This window comes from uncultured Brachyspira sp. (assembly GCF_949287625.1).
In the GTDB taxonomy this organism is placed as follows: domain Bacteria; phylum Spirochaetota; class Brachyspiria; order Brachyspirales; family Brachyspiraceae; genus Brachyspira.
This window is the reverse complement of sequence record NZ_CASEGO010000054.1, coordinates 22,797-39,684: the sequence shown is the minus strand read 5'-3', so window position 1 is coordinate 39,684 and position 16,888 is coordinate 22,797. Positions and strand designations below refer to the sequence as shown.

Genomic DNA, 16,888 nt, shown 5'->3' with positions numbered 1-16,888 from the left:
AAGAATACATTCTACTTTAAATTATGATACTCCTATGCTATACTTTAAGAAATTAAGGAATACTTAAATGCAATATGTATGGAACCCGTGCAATTTTTTTAATGTACATGCTTTATAATTAACTTTATTTATGATTGTAAAAATTAAACATATTACGTACACAGCAATCATATATAAAAGTAATAGTATGTAAATAATTTATACAACATGTAAAACATCATTTTATGATTAAAATAATAAATAAAATAAGATTAAGTTATCATAATTGTAATTTTATGTTAACTATGATATAATCATTTCTTATATTATTTATGAAAAATTAGAGGCAGCTTATGAAACGTTTTATTTCTTTTATTGCAGTATCTTTTATGATAATACTTTTTAATATATACGCAGAAACAACAGTAGATTTCAGATTGTTTACAAGTTCATATGCATATAATGCTGAAAACACGTTATGGCAGGACACTAGAACAACATTAACATATTTTGAAAATTTTACAGAAGGTGCTTTTGATATAAAATTTAATGATTTTATCAGCCTAAGAGTGGGAGCTTCAATATTCTTTCCATTTACATTTGAGTTTCCTCAGGGTATAAGAGTTTTTCCAGTAGTTACTACTCAATTATCTAATGAATATATTTCTCTTAGAATAGGAACTATGACAGGCGGACATAACCTTCCTGCACCTATAAGAGATCCTTTAATGGATATGACACCAGTTGTGCGTTCTACTCCTGATAATACATTAATAGCAAAAGGACCAGAAGAGTATAAATATAATGAACCTTTTACACATGGCTATTATGAATACGGAGCCTCATTTGAATGGTTTAAAGGCGGAAGAGGAGAAATATATATGAATTGGCAGATACAGCATAATGCCAAACATAGAGAGAGATTTGATGTAGGACTTACTTATGCTATGGACTTTGTACATGATATAGCTACTCCGTATGCAGCAGTACATTATTGGCATAATGGAGGACATGAATATGCGTTTGTTCCCGGAAGCCCTGCTATTACTGAAAACTATGTAGGAGCTATAGGTATTAACAGTTATTATGTATCTGTACTTTATATGGCTTCTTATAATTTGGCTGACAGAGATAATGAGCCCGGCGTATTTGGGCATGGACTCTTTTTAAGAGGAACAATACCTGTAAAAACTTGGTTTGAAATAGAGCCTATAATATTCGTTTCTGGCTGGTATATAAATAAAAATCATAAGTTTATAAGTGTGGAAGGAGATCCTTTTTACAGAGTTCCTTTCTATTTCGGACTTAATATAAGAAAAGATTTTGTATTTGATAACGGCATAGTTTTGGGACTTGGTTTTGTTAATGGACTGTTCCTTAATGAAAAAAATGAAATAGGAATAAGATATGACCAAACACTAAAATTCGACTTCACTTATCTTGTACCTGTAAAAAAATAATAAATTGCTTTTATTAAAAAATATAGTAATATATTAGCAGGAGTATTGCATATATGAAAGATAAAAAAGAAGTTAATCCAAATACTAATCATAAAAGCGTAAATCATGATGAAGCTAGTTTTTCACATGTGTATTTTTATAAACTTTTATTTGAAGAAAAACCTACTCTTCCTAATATAGAACTTGTAAAACAAAAAATAAGAAAATATTATGAAGATATTGATGTTGTATCATCTGATAATGGTATTTACAGTATAGCAATAAATGATTTGAAAGTAAAATACAAAGATGATAAAGAAGTTCCAGCACAAATATTGATGCCTAGTGCTATGGAATTCGATTATACTTCAATAAGCGATTATTATTACAGTCAAATGTGGGATATAAAAGATCCAAAAGAATTAATAAAAAACTGCAATTACGAAATAATGCTTAGTGATTTTTTGGCAGCTGGTCTTGATTATAAAGAGAGAGCAGCACTTCTAAATAATTGGCTTTATATATCATTACAGCTTTTTGATAAATGCATAGCTGTATATAATGAACAAAGCGGAAAACTTCTTCTACCCGAACAAATACTCAATAATAACTATCCTAAAGAATTTAGATTTTTGCTTTCAGGTGTTAATATAAGGCTTTTTAATGTACAAAACTCTAATGATATCATAGTTGATACTTTAGGAATGTACGCTATAGGACTTCCAGACATACAATATCATTTCCATGATTTAAATGTAAATGAGGTTATATCGCATGCTTTAAATATAGCAGCCTATATATTTGATAAGGGAGATATTATAAAAAGCGGCGACACTATACAAAGCATATTTGAAAATGTACAGTGGAAATGCCAATATGAAAAATCTTTACTTAAGCCGCATAGAGAAATCTTGGATATAAATACTTTAGAATATGCATCTGGAAAAAGATAATTTTCTGTACTAAATACTCATTAGTACAATATAAATAATTAATATATTATTATTTAATATTATTACAATTATAAAAAACATATAAGTATAGTATTTAATAAAAAACAGTTAATAATTCATACTAAAAACACAATTAATATACTAAAAACCCCAAAAAATATCATATAATAAATAATTTTATTGAATTTGAAATTATTTTTTCCTATACTATTTAAGTATAGTTTTATATTACATTTATATTGTATAATGGAGGTATAATATAATGAGTGAAGATGTATCTTTGTTAACCGAAGAAGCCATTGCTGATGAAATAAAAGCATTAGTTGAAAAATGGAAAGATTCTGAGGGTAATCTTATAATGATTTGCCATGGCATTCAAAAACATTACGGCTATGTTCCTAGAAATGTTGCTAAATATGTATCCGAACAAATAAATATTCCTTTAGCGAGAATCTATGAAATTCTTACATTTTATAACTACTTTACAATGGAACCGCCTGCAGAAAATAATATAGCAGTATGTATGGGTACAGCCTGCTATTTAAAAGGAGGGGGACAATTAGTAGAAGAAATCAAAAGAAAATTAAATCTTAAAGGCGATCAAAAATATTCTGCAGACAGGAAATACAAGTTAGAAGAAGTTAGATGTATAGGCTGCTGCGGTTTGGCCCCAGTTATTACATTTAACGGAGATGTATCTGGAAGAGTAGTTGTTGATGATATATCAAAGTTTATAGAAGATAAAAAAGATTAATAAATGGAGAAAAAAATGACAGAAAAATTAGATAGAAAAAAACTAGAAGAACATAGAATTAACAAGGCTAAAGAAATAGCTTTAAGAAAAGGTACAGAATCATCTGAATCTCATAAATATCATATACTTGTATGCGGAGGTACTGCATGCGAGTCCAATAAAAGCGATGAAATAGTAAGACTATTAAAAGAGTATGCAGAAAAAAATGGTATAGGAAATGAGGTATTAGTTGTAAAAACAGGCTGTTTCGGTTTTTGCAGTCAGGGACCTGTTGTAAAAATAATGCCGGGAAGAGTTTTTTATACGCATGTAGAGCCTTCACATGCAAAAGATATTATAGAAAAACATATAATGAAAGGAGAACTTCTTTTAAGAATACTTTATAAAGAACAAAGAGAACATAGAGATTTTTCAAAAGAGATTAACTTCTATCAAAAACAAAGAAGAATAGTATTAAAAAACTGCGGTATGATAGACCCAGAAAATATAGATGAATATATAGGCAATGACGGATATAAAGCATTATCTAAAGCATTATTTGAAATGACTCCAGATGAAGTTCTAAAGGAAATGCAGATTTCAGGACTTAGAGGACGCGGCGGAGCAGGATTTCCTACTTGGAAGAAATGGAGCTTTACTAAAGGCGTAAAATCAGAGCAGAAATATATAGTATGTAATGCCGATGAAGGAGACCCTGGTGCTTATATGGACAGAAGTATACTTGAAGGAGATCCTCATTCTGTAATAGAAGCTATGACTATAGCAGGATATACTGTAGGAGCAAGCAAAGGATATTTGTATATAAGGGCAGAATACGGACTTGCTGTAGACAGAGTAAAAATAGCATTAGAACAGGCTTACAATTACGGATTATTAGGTCAAAATATACTAGGAAGTAATTTCTCATTTGATTTGGATATAAGACTTGGAGCTGGTGCTTTTGTATGCGGAGAAGAAACAGCACTTCTTGCCTCTATAGAAGGAAACAGAGGAACTCCAAGACCAAGACCTCCTTTCCCTGCTATAAAAGGTTTGTTTGAATACCCTACAGTAATTAATAACGTAGAAACATTTGCTAATGTTACAGCCATCATTAATAACGGCGGAAACTGGTTTGCTTCTATCGGTACAGAAAACTCTAAAGGAACTAAAGTATTTGCCTTGACTGGTAATGTCAATGTATCTGGACTCGTAGAGGTTCCTATGGGTACTACTATCAGAGAGATAGTATTTGATATAGGCGGCGGAATACCTAATGATAAGTTTGTTAAAGGTGTTCAGACTGGAGGACCTTCTGGAGGAATACTCCCAGAATCATTATTCGGAACACATATAGATTTTGATAATTTAGTAGAATTAGGTTCTATGATGGGTTCTGGCGGTATGATTGTAATTGATGAAGACAGCAATATGGTTGATTTTGCCAAATTCTATCTTGGTTTCTGTGTTGATGAAAGCTGCGGAAAATGCGTACCTTGCAGAGTTGGAGGAATGCAGATGCTTAAAATATTAGAAAAGTTCACTAAAAAAAGAGCCAAAGAAGATGATATACAAAAATTAAAAGATATTGCTTTAACTATGAGAAAGGCTTCATTATGTGCATTAGGTTCTACTGCAGCTAATCCAGTAATGTCTACACTTAAGCATTTTGAAGAAGAATATAGAGCTGGCATATTTACTCCGCCTGTTCCTAAAAAGAATTAATGAGAGTAAATTGAAGGAGTATAAAAATTATGGTTAAAATAAAAATAAACGGAAAACAAATAGAAGTAGAAGAAGGTCTTACTATATTAAAGGCTGCTAAAAAATTGGGAATAAAAATTCCTTCATTATGCTATCACCCTGATATACCGCCTACTTCAGCATGCGGAATATGTGTTGTAAAATTGGCAAATCAGGGAAACAAGTATGTAAGATCATGTTCTATGATTGTAGAAGAAGGAATGGATATTATCACACATGATGCAGAAATTAATACTGTAAGAAAAGGCGTACTTGAATTGGTATTATCCGCTCACCCTAATGATTGTTTAAACTGTATAAGAAACGGTGAATGCGAACTTCAAACTGCTGCTGCTGACTTTGGGGTTAGAAACTCCAAATATGATAATATAAAACAAAATCACCCTAGAGATGAATCTGCAGGAAGCATTGTACTTAATCCTGAAAAATGTATTAAGTGCGGAAGATGTGTTGTAGTTTGTCAGGAAATGCAGAGAGTTCATGCTTTGGGTTTTGTTAATAGAGGATTTGATACTTATTTTGCTCCTAGTGCTGTTTCATTAAAAGATTCGCCTTGTGTAGACTGCGGACAATGTGCTGCTCACTGCCCTGTAGCTGCAATATATGAAAAAGACCAAACTAAAGAAGTTGAAGCTGCTATAGATGATCCTAATACTTATGTTACAGTTCAAATGGCTCCTTCTGTAAGGGTTGCTTTAGGAGAATATTTCGGACTTAAGGCTGGTGAAAATATTACTGGAAAAATATATGCCGCTATGCGTTTGATGGGATTTAATGCTATATTCGATACCAATTTCGGAGCCGATTTAACTATTATGGAAGAAGCTCATGAATTTGTTAAAAGGTTCACAGAAAGTAACGGTACATCTGCTATGACTACCTCATGCTGTCCTGCTTGGGTAAAATATGCAGAAGAATATTATCCGGACTTGCTTGATAATGTTTCAAGTGCTAAATCTCCTCATATGATGTTAGCACCTATGACCAAAACATATTATTCTGAAAAAGCAAATGTAGACCCATTTACTATTTTTAATGTATCTATAATGCCTTGTACTGCTAAGAAAAATGAAATAAGAAAAAATGAAACTATGTATTCAAGCGGATATAAAGATGTTGATGTGGTGCTTACTACAAGAGAGTTTGCAAGAATGATAAAACACTATGGTATAGATGTAGCTGGAATAGAGCCTGAAGAAGCTGATAGTATATTAGGCGAATACTCTGGAGCTGGTACTATATTCGGTGCTACTGGAGGAGTTATGGAGGCTGCTTTAAGAACTGCTTATAATATTATATCTGGTACTAATCTTGATAATGTTGATTTTGAAGAGGTTAGAGGTCTTGAAGGCGTTAAAAGAGCTACTGTTAAAGTACTTGATAAAGATGTAAAAATAGCCGTTGTTAATGGACTTCATAATGTTGATCCTGTAATGCAGGAGATGAGAGAAGCCAAACAAAAAGGTGAAAACCCTCCTTACAACTTTATAGAAGTTATGGCTTGTCAGGGCGGATGTGTAGGAGGAGGCGGTCAGCCTTATGGAACTACAAATCAAACTAGGACTGATAGAGCTAAAGGCTTGTATGATGAAGATAAAAAGGTTGTTAAACATAGATGCTCTCATGAAAATGAAAATCTTAAAAAACTTTATGATGATTTTCTTGGAAAACCTCTTGGAGAGAGAGCTCATCATTTCTTGCATACAGAATATAAAGCCGATGAAAAATATACAAAATAATTTATAAAAATTATAAACAAAAAAGCACTATGATAAGAAAGAAAGAAATATTATCATAGTGCTTATTTTTTATTAGATCTGCTGCAATTTTGTGTATAGTAATATTATTATATAATAATTTAAAATTAGTATTTATAATTTTAATAATTTTGGTTTTGCCATTACAAAACCACTTTGCATACTAAGTGCCTCCCATTGGACGCAACCGAAGGAAGTACCGTTAGGTATGGTGTGCGGCGGGCTTCTCCAAAAATCGAATAAAAAAATTGACAAACTTAAAAATTTTTAGTTTATTTAAACCATAAAATACTGTTCTTTTTAAAGCATATCTATAAACACAGAAAAATCATTTGATAAATACTCATCAGATATTTTTATCTTGCATTTTAAATCCAAATCTTTTACTATAGTGCAAACCATATTAAATACTTCATCTTTTTTATAGTAATAATATTTATCTCCATATTTTTCTTTGCATGAAATATCAAGCAAATTAAAACATACGCCTTTTCTAGCAGCAATCAAAAAATTCTTTAAAGCATTTTTCAAAAACTCCTCATTGTTTCCAAGATTAAGATTAAATATCCCAGAAGAATATATATAATCAAAATCATCTTCAATATTAGAAGTCTTAAAAAAATCAATAGTCATAAACTGAGGATTAATATTTTTAAAAACTTTCTTTTTTGCCCTTTCAATCATCTCTGGCATTATATCTATACCAATATAATATGTATCAATATTTTTTTTATCTATATACTCAGCCAAATGCCCAAGTCCGCAGCCTACATCAAGCAAAACAGAACCTCTTATATCAAAATGCTCAAGCAAAGTTTTGAACCTAGCCTCCTGAGCATCTTGTGATTCCCAATCCAAAACTTGATATTCTGGTATATTAAAATCTTTTACCCTTTCAATGTAATGTTCTATTATAATTGATTTTTTGTCATTCATAAATAGTCCCGAAAATATTTTTATTTTTTTATTTTAATACTAATTTATATATAGTTTTATGATTATAATTTTTATTAGAATCAAATATTATGCTAGGAAAATGAGGAAAGTTCATAGCAGCAGGTAAAAACTCCGTCTCAAAACAAAAAGCATTATGTTTATTTAAAACAGTATTTCTCACCTCTCTGTTATCAAGCATATTTCCAGAATAAAAATGCATAGCGGGCTTTGTAGTATAAAGTTCTAAACAAATACCTGTTTTTTCACTATAGCATGAAGCTCTTAATTTATTAAAATTGCTGCTATCATTTGTATATGATAATATATTTTTTTCATTAAAAATAAAACAATTATCATAGCCATTTGCTTTTTCTATATCAGCACCTATTCTTTTTGTTTTAGTAAAATCAAAAGGAGTGTTTTCTGTCTTTAATATTTCCCCGCTTGATATGCATTCTTCATTTACTGGAAGGTAAAACAAAGAATCTATAAATAAATTATGTTCATATATAGTGCCTTCTCCATTAAGATTCCAATATGCATGATTAGTTAAGTTCAAAGGCGTAGGAGCATCAGTACTTGCCAAATAATTCATTAATATTTCATTATCATCTGTTAAAGTATATATTATTTCAATATTAACATTGGCAGGATATCCTTCCTCTCCATTTTTTGAAAAATATGTAAATGATACAGAATTACTACCCAATACTTTAGAATCAAATTTCTTAAATGAAATGCCTTCTATACCGCCGTGCAAATGATGTTTATTATTATCATTTTTTGCTAATTTATATGTTTGTCCGTCAAGAGTAAACTCTGCATTTATAGTTCTATTAGCTACCCTTCCGACAGAAGCCCCTATATAATCATGAGGCTTTAAGTAAAATGAATAATCATCACTTCCAAATGATACCTGTACTTCATTTCCATTCTTATCCTTAAAAAATACTCCAGTTATAGAAGCACCTATATCTGTTAGTTTTAATATCATGTCATTTTTATTTTTTAATTCATACAAAAGGTAACCGTTTCCAAAATTTTTAGCCTGCATATTATAAAACTCCATATTTTATATAGTAATAGTAAATTATATCATTATATCTCATTTTTTCAATAAAATAATAAAAAATAAAGAAAACACATTGACAATTATCGATATGTTTGCTATACTATATATCGATATATTTCGATATGTTTATAAAATGAAAAAATAATAACAGGAGATTAAATGCAGGATTATAAGAGTAATTCAATAGTATTCAAAGCCCTATGCGATGAGAATAGATTAAAAATATTGGAAATGATTAAAGATGGGGAAATATGTGCATGCAAACTTTTGGAAGAATTACATATAGTACAGTCTACATTATCACATCATATGAAGATACTTTGCGATTCAAATATTGTAGTAGGAAGAAAAGAAGGCAAATGGACTTACTATAGTTTTAATGAAGAAGGAATAAAAAATGCAGAAAAATTATTAAGCTACTATACAACTATAGTATCAGATAAGAATGCTGAAAGCACAGCAAAATGTAAATGCGAAAAATAAATTTTTAAGGATAAAATAATGGATAGTGAAAAAAAAGAAAATATAAGTTTTTTTCAGAAATATTTAACATTGTGGGTATTTATATGTATGATTATAGGAGTATTAATATCAAAATTTTTACCAATAATACCAAACACATTAAATAAATTTGAATATGCAAATGTTTCCATACCAATAGCAGTATTAATATAGCTTATGATATACCCTATGATGATGAGTGTAGATTTTCAAAGCATAAAAAACGTTACTAAAAATCCAAACGGTATTTTTTTAACTTGGGTTGTAAATTGGCTTATAAAACCTTTTACTATGTTTTTTATATCATCTTTATTTTTCTATACTATATTAAATAATATAATACCTAAAGATTTAGCAAAAGAATATTTGACAGGTGCCGTACTTTTAGGAGCCGCTCCTTGTACTGCAATGGTATTTGTATGGAGTGCTTTAACAAAAGGAAATCCATCATATACTGTTGTTCAGGTAGCAACTAATGATTTAATAATACTCATAGCATTTGTTCCTATAGTAAAATTTTTACTAGGCATATCAAATGTTACAGTTCCTTGGGATACACTATTTTTATCTGTGGTATTATTTGTACTTATACCGCTAATAGCAGGCATTGCTACAAGGGTTTATGTATGCACTAAAAAAGGAACAGAGTATTTCAATAATATTTTTGTACATAAATTTGATAACATAACTGTAATAGGATTATTATTAACATTAATATTATTATTCAGCTTTCAGGGAAACATTATATTATCAAATCCTTTACATATAATTCTAATAGCAATACCTTTGATATTACAAACTTTTTTAATATTTTTCATAGCTTATATTGCAGCTTATTTATTAAAACTTCCGCATAATATAGCATCTCCTGCTGCTATGATAGGAGCTTCCAATTTCTTTGAGCTTGCCGTTGCTGTGGCTGTATCATCATTCGGAGTTAATTCTGGAGCTGCTCTTGCTACTATTGTAGGGGTTTTGGTAGAAGTACCTGTAATGCTTACACTTGTGAAAATAGCAAATGCAACAAAAAATAAATTTAAAAATTAATAAAAGACGGTAATAATGCAAAACATAATATCAATATGCAGCGTTTTATCTATAAATGGTAAATGTTATTATTCTAAATACTTTTAATATAAAAATTTATAAGTTAATTTAAAAAAATAAAATTAGGAGTTATAAAATGTCAGTTATAAAATCAATATTTGTTTTTATACAGGATCAAATTATATCAATGAAATGGCTAAATACATTGATAGGTAATATATTAAATAATTTTGCACTATCAGAAACAATGAAAGGAGTAATACAGTTTTTTATTTATGATGTGATAAAAATATTTGTACTTTTATCTGTACTAATATTTTGTATATCATATATTCAAAGCTACTTTCCTCCAGAGAGAACCAAAAAAATATTAAGCAGATTTAATGGAATATCAGCAAATATATTAGCAGCACTTTTTGGGACAGTTACTCCATTTTGTTCATGCTCTTCAATACCTTTATTTATAGGATTTACTTCTGCAGGAATACCTATTTCTATGACATTTTCTTTTTTAATATCTTCGCCTCTTGTAGATTTAGCCTCTTTAATACTTTTATCAAGTGTGTTCGGAATGAAAATAGCTATCGCCTATGTTATTGTAGGGCTTGTACTTGCTGTTGCAGGAGGTACATTATTAGGAAAACTAAAAATGGAAAGATACTTAGAAGATTTTGTTAAAAATATAAAATCAAATGCAGATGTAGAAATACAATCTATGACAAAAAAAGATAGAATTATATACTCAAAAGATCAGGTGATGCAGACTATAAAAAAAGTTTATTTATATATTTTTATAGGGGTTGGAATAGGAGCTTTTATACATAATGTTATACCAGAAGCATGGATAAATGCGGTACTAGGAAAAAATAATTGGTATTCTGTTCCTTTAGCAACTTTAGTGGGCATACCGATGTATGCAGATATATTCGGTACTCTTCCAGTAGCTGAAAGTTTATTTTATAAAGGTGCTGGAATAGGAACTATTTTATCATTTATGATGGCAGTTACTGCTTTATCACTTCCATCAATTATTATGATAAAAAAGGTAGTAAAAATACAGCTTCTTGTTCTTTTTGCAGGGATAGTAACTTTAGGAATAATAATTATTGGATATTTATTTAATAATTTTTATTTTCTATTTGTATAAATAATATATAATAATAAAATAAAACAAAAAAGGAGATAAAACTATGTCATCAGAAAAAAATTGCTGCTGCGGAGGTTCATGCAGCGGAGAATCATCAAATGCCAGAATTAAAATATTGGGAAGCGGCTGTTCAAACTGCCAAAAACTTGAAAAAAATGCTTTAGATGCTGTAAAAGAAATGGGCATTGATTTAAGTGTAGGACATGTACAGGATATGGCACAAATAGCCTCTTATGGTGTAATGTCAACTCCTGCTTTGGTGCTTGATGAAAAAGTATTATCATATGGAAAAGTGCTTACTAAAGATGAAATCATCGCTTTATTAAAAGATAAAGTAAAATAAATAAGCATACTTCTTAATTGTATTTAAGGCTTAGATATATAATTGTATCTAAGTCTTTTTTATATTATTTTTTTAATTTTAAATTTGCAATTATTTCAATATACCTATATTATGTATTTAGAAATTATGAATAAAAGGGTATTCAATAAAATTATGATTAAAAAAAATATAGAATTCGGCTGAGGCTGTTTACCTGATCCTCTAGAAGATGAGGAAAGAGAAATAGAAAAAATATTATTATTAGGCGGTAATGATAATGATGCATTAAATATGCTTAGCAATCTTAGAAATGCTATATTAGATTTGGATTTGGATTTATCTATAAAATTTACAGACAGTAAGGGAAGTATGTCATATTACGGAGTTATGACTTTGCCTGCACTTGTTGTTAATGATGAACTTGTATCATATGGGGAGGTACTAAGTAAAGAAACAATAATAAATATTTTAAAAGAAAAACTATAAAAATTATGAGCCTCTGACAAGAGCCTTTAAGCGAATAATTTTTAATATATAAAACAAATTAAAAATTATGAGCCTCTGACAAGAGCCTTTAAGCGAATAATTTTTAATATATAAAGGAGAAACATATGTCATTAAAAGATCTTTTTTTCGGCGGAAGCTGCGCCTGAAGACCTGCCATCAATCTCTTCGGTGAAGAGGAAACAAATAAAGAGTCCCCAATAGAAGCCAGAGTTAAAATACTTGGAACGGGATGTTCTAACTGTCAAAAATTAGAAGGAAATGTAATAGCCGCTATCGAAGAAGCTGAACTAGATTTGATAGTTCAGTATGTAGAGGATATGTCTGAAATAGCTTCTTACAGTGTAATGTCAACCCCTGCTTTAGTATTAGATGATAAAGTGCTTTCATATGGAAAGGTACTAAGCAAAGAAGAAATAATAAGTTTGTTAAAAGAAAATATATAATAAAAAACAAAAATATTATCTATTAGGAGAGTTTAAGTATTTTTAATATTTAAACTCTCTTATTTTTTATAATTATTTATATTAGACTAGTTTAAAAACTAATTTTGCAAGTCTGATACATACCTCACTTATTTTGCAACCGAAGGAAGCACTGTTAAGTATGGTGTGCAGTGGGCTTTACCAAAAGTTTAATAAAAAAATTGACAAACTTAAAAATTTTTAGTATATACCTAAACAAATATGATCTGTAAAATTTTAGTTGTTTATAAATGTAATTATAATTTATTTGTAACATAATATATTTTTATTAATAAATAAAATATGTTTTAGATGTATAATAGTTAACTTATTTTGTATAATAATAGGTAATCAGCTGCACGTATCATTGACATTTGATAAGAATAAACAATACCGTGCGGGAAGGTGCCCGCGAAGCGTCCCGAACGAAGATGAGGGAGAGCTCGCGGTTGACAAACTTAAGAATTTTTAGTATATACCTAAACAACTATAGTTTGTCAAAAATGAAGTTATATTTTGTTTTTAATATCTGGAGCTTTGCAACAGACCCAAGTTCTTTTATGACGCCTGTCCGCCTGCGACCGAAGGAAGTACCGTTAGGTATGGCGTGGTATAAAAGAACCATACGCTGTACGCCTCGCTCTGCGTGCCTGTGGCAAGGTGTAGCCTAAATTTAGGGATATACACTACATTTAATACGTATATATAAAATATAAAGTTCTAGTAATTGCATTTTTCGCGAAGCGTGCCGATGAAGCCCGCCTGTGGCGTGTGCGGCAAAAAAGTTGATAATTTTGTATAATGTGCACCAATTGAGAAAATAAAATTGTTCCAGTATATATTCTAATAATATTTACTTTAATAGCTAAACATGATAAATTAAAATAAACTATTATTTTTTACGGAGTTTTTATGTTCGAAAAATATATACAAAATAAAATTATACCTGTAGTGGTTGTAGAAAATGAGGAAGAGATAAGAAATATAGCTGAGCTTTGTTTGGAGTTTCTGCCTTCTATAGAATTGACACTGAGAACAGAATATGGATATAAGGCTTTAGAAATATTAGCAAAAGACTACCCTACTCTTCCAAGGGCGGCTGCTACTGTTTTAAGTACAGAACAAGTTGATAAAATACTTGATTTGGGTACTAATATAATAATAAGCCCTGGTTTTCAGCCTGTAATGCTTGAATATGCTAAAACTAAGAATTATCATTATATACCAGGTGCTGCAACGCCTTCTGAGCTTGAACAATGTTTAGCTTATGGGCATAAATATATAAAATTTTTCCATGCTGGTTTATTCGGAGGCATTAATTGGATAAAAAATATAGCTCCTGTTTATCAGCATACTGGTGTTAAATTTATGCCTTTAGGGGGAGTGAGCATTGATAATGTAAAAGAATACCTTGAAAACAAGAATGTATTCGCCTGCGGAGGATCTTGGCTTTGTCCTAGAAAATTAATGGAAGAGAAAAATTGGAAAGAAATTAGAAAAAGATTTGAAGAGGCTTCTAAATTGATAAAAGAATTAAATAAATAAGTCTTGTTTTTAACAATTTCAATATTATAGTTTTTATTATATAATAATAAATAAAAAATAATTATATTAAAAATAGGACTATTTATAATGATTGATGAAAAAAATAAATATTTTTATAGTGCTTTAAACAATATACAAAATAAAAAATATGATGAAGCAATTAATGATTTAATAAAAGTTATAGAACTTGACGGTAATAATTTAGATGCATATCATAATTTAGCAAGAGTTTATTATGAAATAGAAAATTATGAAAAAGCTATAGAAACTTATAATAAATCTATAGAAATATATCCTCATGACAGTGATGCTTACTATTACAGAGCTGAAGCTTATTTGTATAAAAATGAATATGATAAGGCTATTGAAGATTTAGAAAAAGCTATTATGAAAAATCAAGCATATTCTGATGCTTACTATTTAATGTCTGCAGCTTATAGAAAAAAGAAAAAATATAAAAAGGCAATTAAATATTTAAAACTTACATTAGAGTTTAATAATGAAGACTATATAGCCTATTATGATTTATATAAACTTTATAATATACTATCTAAGCATGAAAAAGATGAAGGTATAAAAGAAAAATATTTACTAAAATCTAATAAATTCTTACAAAAATCTGCAGATTTAGGATATGAAAAAGCATTAAATAAAATTAAAAATAGTTAATTACTTGCAATATTAGTAATATAATATTATCATATTACTAATATATTATAATAAAAGGAGCATATGATTATGTCAAAAAAAGTTTTAGTACCATTAGCTGAAGGCGTTGAAGAAGTAGAAGCAGTAACAATAATTGATGTTTTAAGAAGAGGCGGATTAGAAGTTATTACAGCATCATTAACTGACAATTTGGAAGTAAAAGGAGCTCATAATATAGTTATAAAAGCTGATGCTTCTTTAGAAAAAATTATGAATTATGATTTTGATGCTATAGCACTTGCAGGAGGATATGATGGAATGAACAATCTTAAAGCATATATGAGAGTTATTGAAAAAATCAGAACAATGTATGAAGATAAAAAATTAGTGGCTGCAATATGTGCTTCTCCTATAGTACTTGGCGAGGCTGGAGTTATAAAAGGAAAATATACTTGCTATCCTAGCTGTGAAAGTGCTGTTAAAGGCGGAGAATATGTAGAAAAAGATATTGTTGTATGCAATGATAATGTTATTACTTCTAAAGGTCCTGCTACTACTGTATTTTTTGCTTTAGAATTAGTTAAATACTTAACAGGCTCTAATGAAGAATTAGCTAATGCTTTATTAGTTAATTTAATAAAATAAATAACAATTTATATTGATTTTATTAAATCTTTTATATATATTATTATATATATAAAAGATTTTTTTTAAGGATTGAAAATTGAAAGTTATTATACCAGCTGCAGGTGAAGGTACAAGATTAAGACCTCACACTATTACAAAACCAAAACCAATACTTCCTATAGCAGGTTCTACTATTATAGATTTTATTATGACTGAGATTTCTTCTATAGATAATTTAGAAGAAGTAATCTTTATAATTGGATATTTAAAAGATCAGATGATTGAATACTTAACAAATAAATACAAAAATATAAAATTAACATTTGTAGAGCAAAAGGAATATAAGGGATTAGCTCATGCTATTTACCTTACAAAAGAATATATAAAAGATGATGATAAAATATTTATAATTTTAGGAGATACTATATTTAAATTAAATTTATCAAATATAGTAAGCAAAAATGAAAATGCTTTAGGGGTATGCGAAGTGGATAATCCAAGCAGATTTGGAGTTGCCATATTAGATGATAATGGAATTATAACCAAATTAGTAGAAAAACCTAAAGAACCTATAAGTAATTTAGCCCTTACTGGAATGTACAATATAGTAAACTCTAAAGAATTATTTTCTGCCATAGAATATATAATAAACAATGACATAAAAACTAAAAATGAATATCAGCTTACAGATGCATTAGAACATATGATAAAAGAAGGCATCATATTTAAAACTTTTAAATTAGACGGCTGGTATGACTGCGGTGAAAAATCTACTATGATAGAAACTAATAAAACTATCATAAAACATGAAATATTAAGTAAAGGAATAAAAGACTCTGCTATAATACCTCCTGTATTTATAGACAAAGATGTAAAAATAGAAAACTCTGTAATAGGACCTTATGTGCATATAGGAAAAAACTCAAAGATAGAAAACTCTATATTAAAAAACTGTATCATATTTGAAGATGTTAGTATATCAAATGCTTTTATGGATAATTCTATAATATCAGAAAAAGCTAGCTATAAAGGCAAAACTCATTCTATGGATATAGGGGCTTCTATCACAATAGAGCAAAATTAATATATACCTAAACAACTATAGTTTGTCAAAAAATAAATTTTTTAAATTTTGATATTTGCAGGGCTTCACAGTCGTGCCCGCTCTGTGTGCCGTAGGCAGGTTTGACACAAAGAACCATACGCTGTACGCCTCGCTCTGCGTACCATAGGAAGGCGAAAAGACTTCATTTTTAGCCAAAATTTCAGGTATTACCATACATTTAATACATATCTTTAAAATATAAAGTTCTAGTAATTGCATTTTTTGCAACTTTTTGCGGCGGGAAAAAGTTGAATAAAAAATTGACAAACTTAAAAAAAGTTGAATAAAAAATTGACAAACTTAAAAATTTTCAGTATATACCTAAACAACTATAGTTTATCAAAA

At 29.2% G+C, this 16,888-nt stretch carries 16 protein-coding genes and 1 pseudogene; 15 read left to right on the top strand and 2 right to left on the bottom strand.

Going from position 1 to position 16,888, the window contains the following annotated elements; genetic code table 11:
* Window positions 1-332 precede the first annotated feature (332 nt).
* The 5 genes from Q1X91_RS09490 to Q1X91_RS09470 all read left to right on the top strand — a co-directional run bounded on the left by Q1X91_RS09490 (window position 333) and on the right by Q1X91_RS09470 (window position 6,607).
* Entirely contained in the window at window positions 333-1,439 is a 1,107-nt protein-coding gene (locus Q1X91_RS09490) for a hypothetical protein (RefSeq protein ID WP_300756361.1), read from the top strand.
* A gap of 53 nt (window positions 1,440-1,492) precedes the next feature.
* Window positions 1,493-2,371 (top strand): DUF4261 domain-containing protein, encoded by an 879-nt coding sequence (locus Q1X91_RS09485; RefSeq protein WP_300756358.1) that lies wholly within the window; start codon window positions 1,493-1,495, stop codon window positions 2,369-2,371.
* Between the two features lie 262 nt (window positions 2,372-2,633).
* The gene (locus tag Q1X91_RS09480) at window positions 2,634-3,125 is read left to right on the top strand and encodes an NAD(P)H-dependent oxidoreductase subunit E (protein ID WP_020003844.1); all 492 of its coding nucleotides are present in this window, start codon (window positions 2,634-2,636) and stop codon (window positions 3,123-3,125) included.
* 15 nt (window positions 3,126-3,140) lie between these two features.
* Window positions 3,141-4,829 (top strand): NuoF family protein, encoded by a 1,689-nt coding sequence (locus Q1X91_RS09475; protein WP_300756353.1) that lies wholly within the window; start codon window positions 3,141-3,143, stop codon window positions 4,827-4,829.
* A gap of 29 nt (window positions 4,830-4,858) precedes the next feature.
* Complete coding sequence (locus tag Q1X91_RS09470; RefSeq protein ID WP_300756350.1) at window positions 4,859-6,607, top strand: NADH-dependent [FeFe] hydrogenase, group A6; 1,749 nt, start codon at window positions 4,859-4,861, stop codon at window positions 6,605-6,607.
* Between the two features lie 318 nt (window positions 6,608-6,925).
* Here Q1X91_RS09470 and Q1X91_RS09465 read toward each other — a convergent pair whose 3' ends face one another.
* Window positions 6,926-7,561, bottom strand: a complete 636-nt coding sequence (locus Q1X91_RS09465) for a bifunctional 2-polyprenyl-6-hydroxyphenol methylase/3-demethylubiquinol 3-O-methyltransferase UbiG (protein ID WP_300756347.1) — start codon at window positions 7,559-7,561, stop codon at window positions 6,926-6,928.
* A gap of 28 nt (window positions 7,562-7,589) precedes the next feature.
* Window positions 7,590-8,615 carry an aldose epimerase family protein gene (locus Q1X91_RS09460; protein WP_300756345.1) on the bottom strand — a complete coding sequence of 342 codons (1,026 nt, stop codon included), beginning with the start codon at window positions 8,613-8,615 and terminating at the stop codon, window positions 7,590-7,592.
* Between the two features lie 177 nt (window positions 8,616-8,792).
* Between Q1X91_RS09460 and Q1X91_RS09455 the strand changes: the two genes are divergently transcribed.
* The 10 genes and pseudogenes from Q1X91_RS09455 to Q1X91_RS09405 all read left to right on the top strand — a co-directional run bounded on the left by Q1X91_RS09455 (window position 8,793) and on the right by Q1X91_RS09405 (window position 16,522).
* Window positions 8,793-9,116 carry a metalloregulator ArsR/SmtB family transcription factor gene (locus tag Q1X91_RS09455; RefSeq protein WP_300756342.1) on the top strand — a complete coding sequence of 108 codons (324 nt, stop codon included), beginning with the start codon at window positions 8,793-8,795 and terminating at the stop codon, window positions 9,114-9,116.
* Between the two features lie 18 nt (window positions 9,117-9,134).
* Window positions 9,135-10,181 (top strand): annotated as a pseudogene (gene arsB, locus Q1X91_RS09445) (ACR3 family arsenite efflux transporter).
* Window positions 10,182-10,317: 136 nt separating this feature from the next.
* Window positions 10,318-11,328, top strand: coding sequence for a permease (locus Q1X91_RS09440; RefSeq protein ID WP_300756334.1), 1,011 nt, complete (start codon window positions 10,318-10,320; stop codon window positions 11,326-11,328).
* A 43-nt stretch (window positions 11,329-11,371) separates the two neighbouring features.
* Window positions 11,372-11,671, top strand: a complete 300-nt coding sequence (locus Q1X91_RS09435; protein ID WP_300756331.1) for a thioredoxin family protein — start codon at window positions 11,372-11,374, stop codon at window positions 11,669-11,671.
* Between the two features lie 153 nt (window positions 11,672-11,824).
* Window positions 11,825-12,136 carry a thioredoxin-like selenoprotein Sec.1 gene (gene sec1 / locus Q1X91_RS09430; protein WP_300756328.1) on the top strand — a complete coding sequence of 104 codons (312 nt, stop codon included), beginning with the start codon at window positions 11,825-11,827 and terminating at the stop codon, window positions 12,134-12,136.
* A gap of 176 nt (window positions 12,137-12,312) precedes the next feature.
* Entirely contained in the window at window positions 12,313-12,600 is a 288-nt protein-coding gene (locus tag Q1X91_RS09425) for a thioredoxin family protein (protein ID WP_366945510.1), read from the top strand.
* 930 nt (window positions 12,601-13,530) lie between these two features.
* On the top strand, window positions 13,531-14,163 hold the full coding sequence (gene eda / locus Q1X91_RS09420; RefSeq protein ID WP_300756326.1) for a bifunctional 4-hydroxy-2-oxoglutarate aldolase/2-dehydro-3-deoxy-phosphogluconate aldolase: 633 nt from the start codon (window positions 13,531-13,533) through the stop codon (window positions 14,161-14,163).
* Between the two features lie 87 nt (window positions 14,164-14,250).
* Window positions 14,251-14,832, top strand: a complete 582-nt coding sequence (locus Q1X91_RS09415) for a tetratricopeptide repeat protein (protein WP_300756323.1) — start codon at window positions 14,251-14,253, stop codon at window positions 14,830-14,832.
* Between the two features lie 69 nt (window positions 14,833-14,901).
* The gene (locus Q1X91_RS09410; RefSeq protein WP_300756320.1) at window positions 14,902-15,456 is read left to right on the top strand and encodes a DJ-1 family glyoxalase III; all 555 of its coding nucleotides are present in this window, start codon (window positions 14,902-14,904) and stop codon (window positions 15,454-15,456) included.
* A 79-nt stretch (window positions 15,457-15,535) separates the two neighbouring features.
* Complete coding sequence (locus tag Q1X91_RS09405) at window positions 15,536-16,522, top strand: sugar phosphate nucleotidyltransferase (protein WP_300756317.1); 987 nt, start codon at window positions 15,536-15,538, stop codon at window positions 16,520-16,522.
* The last annotated feature ends 366 nt before the right edge of the window (window positions 16,523-16,888 follow it).